The 14574-nt window shown below is 74.2% G+C and carries 13 protein-coding genes and 1 pseudogene; 7 read left to right on the top strand and 7 right to left on the bottom strand.

The genetic code is table 11. The features are described 5' to 3' along the window. Positions 1–151: 151 nt before the first annotated feature. Positions 152–1276, top strand: a complete 1125-nt coding sequence (gene serC / locus K353_RS18770) for a phosphoserine transaminase (protein ID WP_100836769.1) — start codon at positions 152–154, stop codon at positions 1274–1276. Between the two features lie 406 nt (positions 1277–1682). Next, positions 1683–3452, top strand: a complete 1770-nt coding sequence (locus K353_RS18775) for a beta-galactosidase family protein (protein ID WP_111554763.1) — start codon at positions 1683–1685, stop codon at positions 3450–3452. Between the two features lie 34 nt (positions 3453–3486). Here the strand turns inward: K353_RS18775 and thpR are convergent, their stop codons facing one another. Further along, the gene (thpR, locus tag K353_RS18780) at positions 3487–4047 is read right to left on the bottom strand and encodes an RNA 2',3'-cyclic phosphodiesterase (protein ID WP_111554764.1); all 561 of its coding nucleotides are present in this window, start codon (positions 4045–4047) and stop codon (positions 3487–3489) included. A gap of 74 nt (positions 4048–4121) precedes the next feature. Between thpR and K353_RS36895 the strand changes: the two genes are divergently transcribed. Further along, complete coding sequence (locus tag K353_RS36895; protein WP_111554765.1) at positions 4122–4817, top strand: GNAT family N-acetyltransferase; 696 nt, start codon at positions 4122–4124, stop codon at positions 4815–4817. 249 nt (positions 4818–5066) lie between these two features. On the opposite strand, the gene K353_RS18790 is transcribed toward K353_RS36895, so the two are convergent. From K353_RS18790 to K353_RS18800, 3 genes are all read right to left on the bottom strand, one after another. After that, entirely contained in the window at positions 5067–6341 is a 1275-nt protein-coding gene (locus tag K353_RS18790; protein WP_146616514.1) for an MFS transporter, read from the bottom strand. Positions 6342–6779: 438 nt separating this feature from the next. Next, the gene (locus K353_RS18795; RefSeq protein ID WP_111554767.1) at positions 6780–7214 is read right to left on the bottom strand and encodes a MarR family winged helix-turn-helix transcriptional regulator; all 435 of its coding nucleotides are present in this window, start codon (positions 7212–7214) and stop codon (positions 6780–6782) included. Between the two features lie 173 nt (positions 7215–7387). Continuing rightward, on the bottom strand, positions 7388–7933 hold the full coding sequence (locus K353_RS18800; protein ID WP_111554768.1) for a DUF1707 and FHA domain-containing protein: 546 nt from the start codon (positions 7931–7933) through the stop codon (positions 7388–7390). 184 nt (positions 7934–8117) lie between these two features. Between K353_RS18800 and K353_RS18805 the strand changes: the two genes are divergently transcribed. Both K353_RS18805 and K353_RS18810 read left to right on the top strand, forming a co-directional pair. Next, positions 8118–8612 (top strand): hypothetical protein, encoded by a 495-nt coding sequence (locus K353_RS18805; RefSeq protein ID WP_111554769.1) that lies wholly within the window; start codon positions 8118–8120, stop codon positions 8610–8612. A gap of 301 nt (positions 8613–8913) precedes the next feature. Next, a pseudogene (locus tag K353_RS18810) lies at positions 8914–9123 on the top strand (XRE family transcriptional regulator); the annotation flags it as partial. Between the two features lie 110 nt (positions 9124–9233). Here the strand turns inward: K353_RS18810 and K353_RS18820 are convergent. The 3 genes from K353_RS18820 to K353_RS18830 form a co-directional block, all read right to left on the bottom strand. Next, complete coding sequence (locus K353_RS18820; protein WP_111554770.1) at positions 9234–9653, bottom strand: PIN domain nuclease; 420 nt, start codon at positions 9651–9653, stop codon at positions 9234–9236. Beyond that, entirely contained in the window at positions 9650–9850 is a 201-nt protein-coding gene (locus K353_RS18825) for a type II toxin-antitoxin system VapB family antitoxin (RefSeq protein WP_111554771.1), read from the bottom strand. Before K353_RS18825 ends, K353_RS18820 begins: the two co-directional genes overlap by 4 nt. Before the next feature lie 118 nt (positions 9851–9968). Next, entirely contained in the window at positions 9969–11432 is a 1464-nt protein-coding gene (locus tag K353_RS18830) for an NCS2 family permease (RefSeq protein WP_111554772.1), read from the bottom strand. Positions 11433–11651: 219 nt separating this feature from the next. On the opposite strand from K353_RS18830, the gene K353_RS18835 reads away from it, so the two are divergent. Together K353_RS18835 and K353_RS18845 are read left to right on the top strand one after the other, a co-directional pair. Continuing rightward, positions 11652–11993, top strand: a complete 342-nt coding sequence (locus tag K353_RS18835) for a DUF2530 domain-containing protein (RefSeq protein WP_199528163.1) — start codon at positions 11652–11654, stop codon at positions 11991–11993. 84 nt (positions 11994–12077) lie between these two features. After that, positions 12078–14543 (top strand): HAD-IC family P-type ATPase, encoded by a 2466-nt coding sequence (locus tag K353_RS18845; protein ID WP_111554773.1) that lies wholly within the window; start codon positions 12078–12080, stop codon positions 14541–14543. Positions 14544–14574: the final 31 nt, after the last annotated feature.

Here is a 14574-nt window from a genome sequence, read left to right on the forward strand (position 1 = left end):
GTCAGTTCGGACACGTCCGCCGCCGGGCGCGCGCACGCCCCCTGACCAGGGGTCACGCGCCCCGGTGCGGGCTGTCCGGGGCGGGCAAGATCACGTCTCAGCGGCCGGACGGGCGTTCCGCCGCCGCGCGTCCGGGGGATAGGCTGCGGGGGTGGCTCAGATTCAGATCCCCGCCGACAATCTGCCCAACGACGGCCGCTTCGGCTGCGGCCCCTCCAAGGTGCGCCCCGAGGCCCTGAGTGCCCTCGCCGCCACCGGAACCTCCCTGCTGGGCACCTCCCACCGCCAGGCCCCGGTCAAGAACATCGTCAAGCGCGTCCGCCAGGGCGTCGCCGAGCTGTTCTCGCTGCCGGAGGGCTACGAGGTCGTGCTCGGCAACGGCGGCTCCACCGCGTTCTGGGACATCGCCGCGTTCGGCCTGGTGCGCGAGAAGTCGCAGCACCTGGACTTCGGCGAGTTCTCCTCCAAGTTCGCCTCCTCCGTGAAGGCCGCCCCGTGGCTGGCCGAGCCGACGGTGATCAAGACCGCCCCGGGCACCCACCCGCTGCCGGTCGCCGAGGCGGGCGTGGACGTCTACGGCCTCACCCACAACGAGACCTCCACCGGCGTCGCGATGCCGATCCGCCGCCCCGAGGGCGCGGACGCCGGCTCGCTGGTCCTGGTCGACGCCACCTCCGGCGCCGGCGGCCTGCCGGTCGACATCCGCGAGACGGACGTCTACTACTTCGCCCCGCAGAAGTCCTTCGCCTCCGAGGGCGGCCTCTGGCTGGCCACCTTCTCGCCGGCCGCGCTGGAGCGCGCCGCGGAGATCGCCGGCTCCGGCCGGTACGTCCCGCCGTTCTTCGACCTGCCGACCGCGATCGACAACTCCTCGAAGGACCAGACGTACAACACCCCGTCCATCTCCACCCTCTTCCTGCTGGCCGACCAGCTGGAGTGGCTGAACGGCCAGGGCGGCCTGGACTGGGCGGTGGCCCGCACCGCGGAGTCCTCCTCGATCCTGTACTCCTGGGCCGAGAAGTCCTCCTTCGCGCAGCCCTTCGTGGCCAAGCCGGAGGAGCGCTCCCAGGTCGTCGGCACCATCGACTTCGACGACTCGGTCGACGCCGCCGCGGTCGCCAAGGCACTGCGTGCCAACGGCATCGTGGACACCGAGCCCTACCGCAAGCTGGGCCGCAACCAGTTGCGCATCGCGATGTTCCCGGCCGTCGACCCGGCCGACGTCGAGAAGCTCACCGGCGCTATCGACTACGTGGTCGAGCACCTGAACGACTGACCCGCCCGCCTCCGTCGAGGGCCCCGGTCCACCGGACCGGGGCCCTCGACGCGTCCCGGGGCCGCCCCGGCGGGGCGGGCGGCGGCTACTTCTGCACGAGGGCGCTGACGATCACCACGGCGAGCAGCAGGACGAACGCGCCGGTGACGATCCGCATACGGGTCTTCGGGTCCACCCTTCGAGACTAGCCGGTCGAACGCCCGGCCCCGCGATCAGGGGGCCGGGGAGGAGGCCGGGGAGAGCCCGGGGAGAGCCCGGGGAGGGAGCCGGGGAGAGCCCGGGGAGGGGGCCGGGGAGAGCCCGGGGAGGGGGCCGGGGAGAGCCCGGGGAGGGGGCCGGGAGGCGCGTCCCGGATGTTCCGCATGTCCCGGCGGCTGGAGGCCGTGGCGTTGGGCAGGCTGGGGGCATGCTCACCTACGACTCGACCGGGTTCCGCCTCGACGGGCGGCCGCTGCGCATCCTGTCCGGCGCGGTGCACTACTTCCGCAGCCGCCCCGAGCAGTGGGCCGACCGGCTCGCGGCGGTGCGGGCGATGGGGTTGAACACGGTCGAGACGTACGTGCCGTGGAACCTGCACGAGCCCGCGCCCGGGCGGTACGCGCGGCTGGACGAGCTCGGGGCGTTCCTCGACGAGGCGCACCGGCAGGGGCTGTGGACGATCGTCCGGCCCGGCCCGTACATCTGCGCCGAGTGGGACAACGGCGGGCTGCCCGGCTGGCTCACCGCCCGGCTCGGCCGGCGGGTCCGCAGCAGCGACCCGGAGTACCTGGCCGCCGTCGACGCCTACTTCGACGCGCTGCTCCCGCAGGTGGTCGGGCGGCAGTGGGGCCGCCCCGGCGGCGGCGTGCTGATGGTGCAGGTCGAGAACGAGTACGGGTCGTTCGGCGGCGACGCCGCGTACCTGGACCACCTGGCCCGCGGGCTGCGCGAGCGCGGGATCGCCGTCCCGCTGTTCACCTCCGACGGCCCCGAGGACCACCTGCTCGCGGCCGGCACCGTCCCCGGCGTACTGGCCACCGTCAACTTCGGCTCCGACCCGGAGGGCGCCTTCGCCGTGCTGCGCCGCCACCGCCCCGAGGACCCGCCGTTCTGCATGGAGTTCTGGAACGGCTGGTTCGACCACTGGGGCGAGCCACACCACACCCGGGACGCCGCCGACGCCGCCGACACGCTGCGCCGCCTGCTCGCCGCCGGCGGCTCGGTCAACCTCTACATGGCCCACGGCGGCACCAACTTCGGCACCACCGCCGGCGCCAACCACGCCGACCCGCCGTTCAACTCCACCGACTGGACGCACTCCCCCTACCAGCCGACCACCACCTCCTACGACTACGACGCCCCGCTCGACGAACGCGGCCTGCCCACCATCAAGTTCGACGCCTTCCGGCAGGTCATCGCCGAGTTCGCCGCCGAACAGCCGGAACTCGTCCGCTACCTGGACGAGCGCGAACCCGTGCTGCCCGCACCCGCACCGCTGCTGGCGGCCCGCGAGGTGCTCCTCGACGAGTGCGCCGAGCTGCCGTTCGGGCCCGCCGTCACCGCCCCCGTGCCGCCGTCGTTCGAGGAGCTCGGGCTGGAGCACGGCCTGGTCCGCTACACCGCGACGGTGCCTGCGCTCAGCCCCGAACTCCCGCTCACCGTCGAGGGGTTGTGCGACCGGGCCGCCCTGTGGGTGGACGGCGAGCACGCCGCCTCGCTCGAACGGGGCGTCCCCGCCGAGCCGGTCGCCGCAGGCGGCGGCGCCCGCGTCCGGCTGCTGGTCGAATCGCTCGGCCGGGTCAACTACGGGCCGCAGACCGGCGAGGCCAAGGGCCTCACCGGCGTCCGCCACGAACGCCAGTACCTGCACGGCTGGCAGGCCGAACCGCTCGCCCTCGACCCGCTCCCCGACCCCGCCGCCTGGTCCCCCGGCACCCCCGCCCCGGAACTCCTCGCCCGCGGCACCCTGCACCTCGACGCCCCCGGCGACGCCTTCCTCGCCGTCCCCGAGGGCGGGCACGGCTACCTCTGGGTCAACGGCTTCCTGCTCGGCCGCTACGACGCCCGCGGCCCCCAGCACGCCCTGTACTGCCCCTGGCCCCTCCTCCGCCCGGGCCCCAACACCCTCGCCCTGCTGGAACTCGGCACCACCGCCCCCGCCCGCGTCGTCCTCCGCGACGCCCCGGACCTGGGCTGAGACCCGCCGCGCGGCCCCGCCTTCCGGCCGCCGTTCACGTGCCCAGCGGCCAGTCCCCCACCACCGTGTAGCGGGCCGGGCCATAGCCCGTCCCGCTGCGCATCAGCTGGATCCGGGCGGCCGTCCACGGCGTACCCCGGAAGTCCCGCAGGGGGGCGGCCAGCGCCCGCGGCCCGCCCGGGCCGTCGGGTCCGCGGCCGCGGGTGGTCGCGGCCCGGGCCAGGGTCAGGTGGGGGTGGAAGCCGCGTTCCTCGTCGGTGGCGTCGAGCGCCGTCCGCACGTCCGCCGCCAGCCGGCGCAGGGCCTGGACGTCCCCCTCGACGCCCGCCCAGAGCGCCCGTTCGCCGAAGGTGCCGGCCCCGGCCAGGCGCAGCCGGTGCGCCGGGTGGGTGCTCGCGAGCCGGGCCAGCTCCCGTTCCAGCGCGGCCACCTCCTCGGCCGGGACCTCGCCCAGGAAGGCCAGCGTGAGGTGCCATCCGGCGGGTTCGGTCCAGCGCAGCCGGTCCGCGCCGGGGAGGGCGCGCAGGGGCTGTACGGCGTCGACGAGTTCCTGCTTGACGCGGGCCGGCGGGTTCACGGCGACGAAGAGCCTCATCCCGTCATCCTGCCGCACCCCTCACCCCGGACCGGCCGGAGCGTCGGATGGAAAGGTCGGATAGAAAGAAGGCCATGCGCATCCGTACCGGAGGACCGGAATCCGCCGCCGTCCTGCTCTCCCTGCTCGACGGCGCGGTCGACTGGCTGGCCGCCCGGGGCCGCACCGACCAGTGGGGCCCGGTGCCCTGGTCGCGGCGTCCGGGCGCGGTGGAGCGGGCCGAGCGGGTCACGGCGGAGCACCTGGTCCGGATCGCCTGGCCCGGCGGCGGTGGCGGCGCGGGCGGTAACGGCGAGGACGGTAACGGCGAGGACGGTAACGGCGAGGACGGTAACGGCGCGGGCGGTAGCGGCGCGGGCGGTAGCGGCGCGGGCGGTAGCGGCGCGGGCGGTAGCGGCGCGGGCGGTAGCGGTGGCGGTGGCCCGCTCGGCATCTGCGTGCTGGCCGACCGCGCCCCCGCGGGCCTCCCGGCGGCGGGCGAGCCGGAGCTGTTCGTCCGCTGGCTGGTGACCGGCCCGGCCCACCGCGGGGCGGGCGTCGGGGCCGCCCTGATCGCCGACGCCCGCCGCCTGGCCCGCGAGCGCGGCGCCGACCTGCTGCGGGTGGACTGCTACGCGGGCGGTGACGGCGGGCTGGTCGCCCGGTACGAGCGGCTGGGGTTCACCCGCACCACCGCGTTCACCGAGGACCGGCCGACCGGCCCGTGGCCCGGGCAGCTACTGGAGCTGCGCGTCCACCCGGGCCGGCGGGCCGATCCACTGACGGACTGACCTGCCCGGGGCCTAGGCCCTGTCCGGCCGGTCTTGCCGGGCGCGCGGCGTCGGGCGCCGATCCGACAAGACCGACCGGACCGGGCCTAGGGCCCGTCTTCACACCCCCGTCTGCCCCACGACGCCTGGCACGCCCTCTCGCCGCACCGGGCGAAAGGCCGAGTACATCCAGGACGCGACCTTCCACCCGGCACGCCGAGAGCACCCACCAGACGCCGCGGGGCTGCGACGGGGGTGTGAAGACGGGCCCTAGCAGGCGGTCGCCAGGTCGTCCTTCTGCACCACCGAGAACACCCGGCCCCGGGTCCGCACCGGGTGCGGGTCCAGGCGCAGGCGCAGGCCGCTGATCCGGCCGAGCACCAGGGCGACCACACCGGCCGCCGCGGCGGAGACCAGGCCGCAGGCGAGCAGGCCGAAGCGCGGGCCGTACTGGGCGGTGATCCAGCCGACCAGCGGGGCGCCGATCGGGGTGCCGCCGGTGAAGACCAGGACCAGCAGGCCCATGACGCGGCCGCGCATCTCGGGGTCGGTGCCGAGCTGGAGGGCCGAGTTGACCGAGGTGTTGAAGGTCAGGCCGAACACGCCGATCAGGGTGAGCAGCAGGGCGAAGGTCCAGTAGCCCGGGGCGAACGCGGCCAGCACCTCCAGCGCGCCGAAGGCGCACGCGGCGGAGACCAGGCGGCGCAGCCGGGGCGCGCCGCGGCGGGCGGCGAGCAGGGCGCCGGTCAGTGAGCCGACCGCCATCGCGGTGTTGAGCAGGCCGTACGCGCCCGCGCCGACGTGGAAGGTGTCGTGCGCGAAGCCGGAGAGCAGGGTCGGGAAGTTGAAGCCGAAGGTCCCGATGAAACCGGCGAGCACCATCGGCCAGAGCAGCTCGGGGCGCTCCTTGACGTACCGCAGGCCCTCGCGGAGCTGTCCGCGCTCGCGGGCGATCCGCTCGACGGGGCGCAGTTCGCTGCTGCGCATGGCGAGCAGGCCGCCGATGACCGCGACGAAGGAGAACGCGTTCACGGCGAACGCCCAGCCGCTGCCGACCGCGGCGATCAGCGCGCCGGCGACGGCGGGGCCGACCAGGCGGGCGGTCTGGAAGTTGGCGGCGTTCAGGCTGACCGCGTTGGCCAGGTCCTTGGCGGGCACCATCTCGCTGACGAACGCCTGCCGGGTCGGGTTGTCGACGACCGTGACCAGGCCGAGCAGCAGCGCGAACAGGTACACCACGACGGGCGTGACGGCACCGGTGACGGTGAGCACGGCGAGGACGGCGGCGAGCAGGCCCATCGCGCCCTGGGTCGCCATCAGCAGGCGGCGCTTGGGCAGCCGGTCGGCGAGGACGCCGCCCCACAGGCCGAGCAGCAGCATCGGCAGGAACTGCATGGCGGTGGTGATGCCGACCGCGAACGGGCTGCCGGTGAGGCTGAGCACCAGCCAGTCCTGGGCGATGCGCTGCATCCAGGTGCCGGTGTTGGAGACCACCTGGCCGGCGAAGTAGTACCGGTAGTTGCGGATGCGCAGGGACGAGAACATCCCTCCCGGGCGGGTGAACCGGCCCGGCGAAGCGGCGGGGGTCACCGCCGCGGTGCGTTCGTCGGGGTCGTCGTCGCCGCTGCCCGGTAGGCCCGCGGAGGCGGGTGCCTGGCTCTGCGCGGCGGGGGCGCCGGCGGGCGCCGCCCCGGTGGTGGCGGCCGCTTCGTCGACGAGCGGTTCTTCGTGGCGCGGGCCCGCGGGGCGGGTGACCGGGCGCCGGGTGTCGGTGCGGAGGTCGGTGCGGATGGTCGCGGTGCGGATCGCGGCGGCGCGGGCGGCCGGCGGTGTCAAGATGGTCTCCCCTCGGCGCACCGCGACCGGTCGGGCGGTCGCGGTGCGGTCTGTGGCACTGGTGGGTCCTGCGGTGATGCGGTTCTCCTTCGTTCGCCCGGGACGGGGTCGGACGGGACCGGACGGATCGGTGGGATCGGGGCGGTGCTACAGGTTGGCCAGCTTGTAGAGCACGGGCGCGGCGGCCTTGAGCCGCTCCCATTCCTCCGCGTCGAGGCCCTCGGCCAGCCCGGCCAGCCAGGCGTTGCGCCGGCGGCGGGACTCGTTGAGGATCTCCTCGGCCTGCTCCGTACTGCTGACCACCACCTGTCGGCGGTCCTCCGGGTGCGGCTCGCGCCGCACCAGGCCCTTCTCCTCCAGCATCGCGATGATCCTGGTCATGGACGGCGGCTGGACGTGCTCCTTGCGGGCCAGCTCGCCCGGCGTCGCCTTGCCGCAGCGGGCGAGCGTGCCGAGCACCCCCATCTCGGTGGGGCTCAGCGACTCCTCGACCCGCTGGTGTCGCAACCGGCGGGCCAGGCGCATCGCGGCCGACCGCAGCTGGCTGATCGCCGGCAGGTCGTCCTCGTACATCTCGGGCATGTCCTTAGCCTATGTCATTACCGAGTCTAAGGAAAATTGATTTCGACCACACACGCGCGAGGCATCCGTCCGTTCGACTCGATGCCGGCCGCCCGGCTGCCCGGCTGCCCGGCCGCCCGACCGCCCGGCCGACCGCCCCGCCCCGTCCGGTGCGCGCGCTCGGTCCGCGGTGCTCAGTCCGCGGTGAGGTGGAAGCCCAGCCGTCCGAAGCGCAGCCGGTCGCCGGCCCGGACCACGGTGCCGCCTGCCACCCGGCGGTCGTTGACGTAGGTGCCATTGCTGGAGCCCAGGTCGTAGAGGACCCAGTCGCCGGCCTCGAAGCGCAGCTCGGCGTGGCGCCGGGAGACGGTCGAGTCGCCCAGCCGGAGGTCGGAGCCGGTCATCCGGCCGATCCGCAGCCGCCGCACGCCCGGGTCGGGCAGCCGCAGCCTGGTCAGCTGCTCGGCGTGCCAGGTCTGCCGCAGCCGGACCTGGAGCGCGGAGACCCTGGCGACGGTGCGCAGCAGCGCCCGGGAGACCGGTCCGTAGGTGCGCAGGTCGCCGACCACCTCGGCGAGTTCGGCGCGGCTACGGGCGGTCAGGACCAGTTCCATCCGGCGGATGAAGGTGTCGTGCGAGAGCCGGCCGCTGCCGACCCCGTCCCGCAGCAGTTCCAGCGCGCTGTCCCGCTCGGCCTGCGAGGGGCGGGCGAGCTGGGTGCTGAACTCCTGAGCGGCCATAGCGTGATTGTCGGGCGGGCGACCCGCACTGTCCAGCACGCGGCGGGCCCCGCTCCGGAGGACGGGCCCGACTCCCGTACGGCCGGACGGTTTTCGGCCCGATCCGGGCCAACTCCCGCCCACCGGGCCGCCGTCCTGGCAGGATCCGGCACAGCACCGACGTCCAGCCCGGGGAGCGCCCGCCATGCCCGTGATCGCCGTGACCGGGCACCTCGACCTTGCCCCGGACACCGCCCGCGCCGTCCGCACCGCCCTGGACGCCCTCCTCGCGCCGTACCCCGCCGCGGAGTTGACCGGCGTCTCCTGCCTCGCCCCGGGCGCCGACACCCTGTTCGCGGAGGCCGTCCTGGCCCGCGGCGCCCGCCTGCTCGCCGTCCTGCCCGGCCCCGACTACCCGCCCCCACCGACCGACCCGGCCGACCGCGCCGCCTTCGACCGCCTCCGGGCCGCCGCCCACCGGGTCCTGGTCCTGCCCGCCACCCGGCTCGACCCGGCCGCGTACGCCGCCGCCAACGACCGACTGCTCCACCTCGCCGACCGCCTGATCGCCGTCTGGGACGGCCGCCCCGGCAACGGCCCGGGCGGAACGGCCGACATGGTCGCCGCCGCCCGAGCCGCCGGCCTGCCGGTCGACGTCCTGTGGCCCCCCGGCTCCTCCCGCACCGGCCGCCTCCCCTGACCGGCCGCCGGACAAGCCTCCCCGGCCTCGCCGAGGAGGCCGAACTCTCCCCCGGCCACAGCGCCCGCGAACGCTGCCCGACCGCCCGGCCCGGCATCCCTTGTCCCGGCTGTCGCCCGCGGGCGGTGGAAAGACGTCTTTCCGGACGTTCCCACCGCGTTCGCAGGACGTTCGGGACGCTCCGCCGGTACGTTTCGTCTCGACCCACACAGGCTCAGGGGATGAACTGCGCACCACGCTCTTCGCCGGAGGAGGAAGCCGCGTCATGGCCCACAGCCCTTCGTCCGGCGCTCAGGACCGGACCGGACACGTCGGCCTCTCGGTCCTCCGCTTCGACGACGAGATGATCGTGACGCCGGTCCTGGCCCGCCGGGTCGGTCACGATTCGCCGACGGTGCACCTCCGGCGCGCGCAGGACGACGGCATGTTCGACCGGTTCGCCGAGCACGTGGAGGAACTCCGGGGCCGTGGGCGCGACATCCGGGAGGAGGCACCGCGTGGCCAGGCGTGACTACGAGGACGACCCGCGCGCGCCGAAGGCCAACAGCCTCGTCCCGGCCGCCGATGAAGCCGAAGCCGATGCCGTGGGTGGGGGAAGGCGTCAGTCGCTCGGGCAGGGCATCAGTCGGCCGTCCCCGCCGGTACGACCCAGCGAGTGGGCTGCCCGGTGATGGCCGCGATCATGTCGTAGTCGCCGTCGTAGTGCAGGACGGTGACGCCGTGCCGCTCCGCCGTGGCCGCGATGAGCAGGTCCGCCATCGACAGTGCCCGGTGGTTCCCGCGGAACAACGCCTGCTGCTGCACTTGCTTCGCCCGGTCCCACACCTCGTCGGGGCACGGCAGGTAGTCGAAGCCGCGGAGCAGGTGGCGCAGCCGCTCGGCCTCGGCCGGGGTGCGGGCGCTGTACAGCACCTCCATCTCCACCGTGGCGCTGACGGCGAGCAGCGCCCGCTGGGAGAGGTCGTCCAGCACCGGGCGCACGCTCGGTTTCCCCCACCGGGCCAGGGCTGACTTGTCGATCAGGAAGCGCTCCCGACTCACGCCACCGCCCGGTCGCCGGGCTCGCCGAGGAGGTCGAACTCCCCGCTGGCCACGGCGTCCGCGAACTCTATCCGGCGGGCGAGCTTGACGGCTTCGAGCAGGGCGGCGTTCACCGTGGCGACCTTGGTGGACGTCCCGAAGAGCCGCTGCGCCTCTGCGAGGAGCTCGTCGTCGAGGTCGATGACCGTGCGCGTCATGATCGTCCTTCCGTCAGCCACCGGGCTCCCATGATATCGAGACCGCCCTCCGTCCGATATCGAACAGCACGACGGCCCTCCCCCGGAGCGGGGAGGGCCGTCATGGCCGGGGCCCGGGTCAGAGCAGGCCGAGGGCCGGCATCAGGTAGTAGAAGGCGAAGACGGCGGCGACGCCGTACATCGCGATCGGGACGGTGCGGGCGCGGCCGGCGACGATGCGCAGGAGGCAGAAGGTGATGAAGCCGAAGCCGATGCCGTTGGTGATGGAGTAGGTGAACGGCATCATCACGATGGTGAGGAAGGCCGGCATCGCGATGGTGAAGTCGGACCAGTCGATCTCCTTGATGGAGTTCGCCAGGATCAGGAAGCCGACGGTGACCAGGGCGGGGGTGGCGGCCTGGGCGGGGACCATGGTCGCCAGGGGGGTGAGGAAGAGGGCGAGCAGGAAGAGCGCGCCGGTGACGATCGAGGCGAGGCCGGTGCGGGCGCCCTCGCCGACGCCGGCCGTGGACTCGACGAAGCAGGTGTTCGCGGAGGAGGAGGTCGCGCCGCCGGCGGCGGTGGCGATGCCGTCAACCATCAGGATCTTGTTGATGCCCGGGAGGTCGCCCTTCTCGTCGAGCAGGTGGGCCTCGTCGGCGACGCCGAGGATGGTGCCCATCGCGTCGAAGAAGCAGCTCATCAGCACGGTGAAGACGAACAGGATGCCGGTCAGGACGCTGACGTGCTGGAAGCCGCCGAACAGGCTGAAGTGGCCGACCAGGCCGAAGTCGGGGGTGGCGACCGGGTTGCCGGGCCAGGCGGGGACGGTGAGGCCCCAGGTCTCGGCGGAGAGGTCGGCGAACTGCTGGATGATCACCGCGAGGGCGGTCATCACGGCGATCGAGATCAGGATCGCGCCGGGCACCTTGCGGATGACCAGGGCCATGGTGAGCAGCAGGCCGAGGATGAAGATCAGCACGGGCCAGCCGTGCAGGTGGCCGCCGCTGCCGAGCTGGAGCGGGACGGTGGTGTGGGCGGCGTCCGGGATGCGGGAGACGAAGCCGGAGTCGACCAGGCCGACCAGGGTGATGAACAGGCCGATGCCGATCGCGATGGCCTTGCGCAGGCCGAGCGGGACGGCGTTCATGACCCGCTCGCGCAGGCCGGTGGCGACCAGCAGCATGATCGCGAAGCCGGCCAGGACGACCATGCCCATCGCGTCCGGCCAGGTCATCTGAGGGGCGAGCTGGAGCGCCACGATGGTGTTGACGCCCAGGCCGGCGGCGAGGCCGATCGGGACGTTACCGATGACACCCATCAGCAGGGTGGTCAGACCGGCGGTGAGCGCGGTCGCGGTGACCAGCTGGCCGCCGTTGAGGTGGGTGCCGTTCATGTCCGTGGCCGAGGCCAGGATGATCGGGTTGAGCACCAGGATGTACGCCATCGTGAAGAAGGTGGCGACACCACCGCGGATCTCGCGGGGCAGGGTGGAGCCCCGCTGCGAGATCTTGAAGAAGCGGTCCAGGGCGCCGGACGGGGGCTGCGGCGGGTTCTGGGAGGGCTCGGGCGACGCGGTGGTCGACTGGGCCTGCGGAGACATGTCGGGGGTCCTCGATCGGGAGAGGCCGGGGAGGCCAGGGGGGGGGAAGCCAGGGTGGGGGCATTTCAGTATGTCGACGCCGGTCGCGTACGCGCCATCTTCGCGCGTAGAGCGAGGCCATTACGGTCACGCTCGATCACGTTCGGACGACTCCGGGTGGCGGCGGCGGACCGGACCGCCTCTCCCGGAGCGCCGGGCCCGCCCCGTAGGCTAGGGCCCATGCCCAAGACCGCGCTGCGCTCCGCTCCCCCGCCCCTCGAGGGGAACGACGTCGCCATCGTCGGCACCGGCACGGCGCTGTGGTTCGCCGGCTTCGTGGCGCTGGTGCCGTTCCAGGGCCGGCTGTCCGACCACGGCCACGGCACCTGGCCGTGGATCTGTCTGTCCGGCGGCCTGCTCGGCCTGATCGGCCTCAAGTACTGCACCGCCCGCCGCGCCGCGATCCGCCGCGCCCGCGCCGCCGAGGCGACCGAGGCGACCGAGGCCGGAACCGACGGCGACGGCGGCAGCGGCAGCGGCAGCGGCACCGACGCCGGGAGCGGCACCGGAGCCGCCCGCTGAGGCCCCGCCCCGCGCCACCCGTCCGGCCCGACACCGCCCCGAGGCGGGACGCACCGGACAAATCGCCCACCTAGAGTCGGTGCCATGACGCACTCAGCGGAAGGCACCGCCGCGCACGGCCCCGGCCCGGACCCCGATCCGGCCCCGGGTCAGGCCCCGGCCCCCGGCGCGCACCCCACCGGCGCGGGCGGCGCGTACCAGCCCGGGCTGAGCGCGGCCGAGGTCGCCGAGCGGGTCGCCCGCGGCCAGGTGAACGATGTCCCGGTGCGTTCCAGCCGGTCGGTGCGGGAGATCGTCCGGGCCAACGTGTTCACCCGGTTCAACGCGCTCATCGGGGTGATGTTCGGCATCATCCTGGTCGTCGGGCCGATCCAGGACGGCCTGTTCGGCCTGGTCATCGTGGCCAACACGGCGATCGGCATCATCCAGGAGACCCGCGCCAAGAAGACCCTGGACAGCCTCGCGCTGATCGGCGAGGCCCGCCCCCAGGTCCGCCGGGACGGCGCCGCCGTGCAGGTCGGCACCGGCGAGGTCGTGCTGGACGACACCGTGCTGCTCGGCATCGGCGACAAGGCCGTGGTGGACGGCACCGTCACCGAGGCGGACGGCCTGGAGATCGACGAGTCGCTGCTGACCGGCGAGCCCGACCCCGTCCTCAAGCACCCGGGCGACCGCGTGATGTCCGGTTCCTTCGTGGTGGCCGGGGCGGGCGCGTTCACCGCCACCAAGGTCGGCCGGGACGCCTACGCCGCCAGGCTCGCCGAGGAGGCCAGCAGGTTCACCCTGGTCAAGTCCGAGCTGCGCACCGGCATCGACCTGATCCTGCGGTTCATCACCTACCTGCTGATCCCCACCGCGCTCGGCCTGGTGATCAGCCAGCTCGCGGTGGAGCGCAACGACTGGAAGGAGGCCGTCCGCCGGATGGTGGCCGGCATCGTGCCGATGGTGCCCGAGGGCCTGGTGCTGCTCACCTCGGTGGCCTTCGCGATCGGCGTGGTCCGGCTGGGCCGCAAGCAGTGCCTGGTGCAGGAGCTGCCCGCGATCGAGGGGCTGGCCCGGGTCGACACCGTCTGCCTCGACAAGACCGGCACCCTCACCGAGGGCGGCATGGACCTGGTCGACCTCCGCCCGCTGGCCGCCCCCCGGCAGGCCCCGCAGGCCGACCCGGCGGTGCTGGCCGAGGCGCTCGGCGCGATCGGCGCCGCCGACACCCGCCCCAACCCCAGCATGCGGGCCGTCATCGACGCGTACGGGCCGCCGCCGGAGGGCCGCTGGCGGGTGCTGGAGGCGATCCCGTTCTCCTCCGCCCGCAAGTGGAGCGGCGTCCAGCTGCTCGAACCGGGCGGCACCGAGGGCAGTTGGCTGCTCGGCGCCCCGGACGTGCTGCTGCCGGCCGGTTCGGACGCGCTCGCCGAGGTCGACGAGCTGGGCGCGCAGGGGCTGCGCGTCCTGCTGCTGGGCCGCAGCCCGCTGCCGCTGGACGCCCCCGACCCGGCCGCCGAGCTGCGACCGCTCGCCCTGCTGGTGCTCCGGCAGCGGCTGCGCGAGGACGCCGCGGACACCCTGCGCTACTTCCGCTCCCAGGACGTCCGGGCCAAGGTCATCTCCGGCGACAGCGCCGTCTCGGTGGGCGCCGTCGCCGCCCACCTCGGCCTGCCCGGCGCCGGGACCGCGACCGACGCCCGCACCCTGCCCACCGACCCCGCCGAGCTGGCCGAGGCCGCCGACCGCACCGCCGTCTTCGGCCGGGTCACCCCGCAGCAGAAGCGCGCCCTGGTCGGCGCCCTGCAGTCCAGGGGCCACACCGTCGCGATGACCGGCGACGGCGTCAACGACGTCCTCGCCCTCAAGGACGCCGACATCGGCGTCGCGATGGGCACCGGCTCGGACGCCACCCGGGCCGTCGCCCAGATCGTCCTGCTCGACGACCGCTTCGCGACCCTGCCCTCGGTGGTCGCCGAGGGCCGCCGGGTGATCGGCAACATCGAGCGGGTCGCCGGGCTGTTCCTGGTCAAGACCGTCTACTCGGTGCTGCTGGCCCTGCTGGTGGTGTTCACCCAGGTCCCGTACCCGTTCCTGCCCCGGCACTCGACGGTGCTGTCCTCGCTGACCATCGGCATCCCGGCGTTCTTCCTGGCCCTCGCCCCCAACAACGAGCGCGCCCGCACCGGCTTCGTCCGCCGGGTCCTGCGGCTGGCCGTCCCCGGCGGGATCGTCTGCGGCGCGGCGACCTTCACCGCCTACGCGCTGGCCCGCGGCGACGACGAGACCACCCTGAAGGCCGACACCTCGGTCGCGACGCTCACCCTCTTCATCGTGGCCGTCTGGGTGCTCGCCATCGTCGCCCGCCCCTACACCTGGTGGCGCCTGCTGCTGATCGGCACCATGTCCGGCGCCTTCGCGCTGGTCCTGGTGGTGCCCTGGCTCGCCGACTTCTTCCAGCTCCAGCTGGTCGGCTGGCGCGACCCGCTGACCGGCGTGGCGATCGCCCTGCTCGCGGGCGGCCTGCTGGAGGTCAGCGCCCGGGTCTTCGCCGAGAAGAGCCGCTGAGCGGCCGGCGGGGAACGGGCCGGGGCCGGGG

The sequence above is a fragment of the Kitasatospora sp. SolWspMP-SS2h genome (assembly GCF_003259315.1).
GTDB lineage: Bacteria > Actinomycetota > Actinomycetes > Streptomycetales > Streptomycetaceae > Kitasatospora > Kitasatospora fiedleri.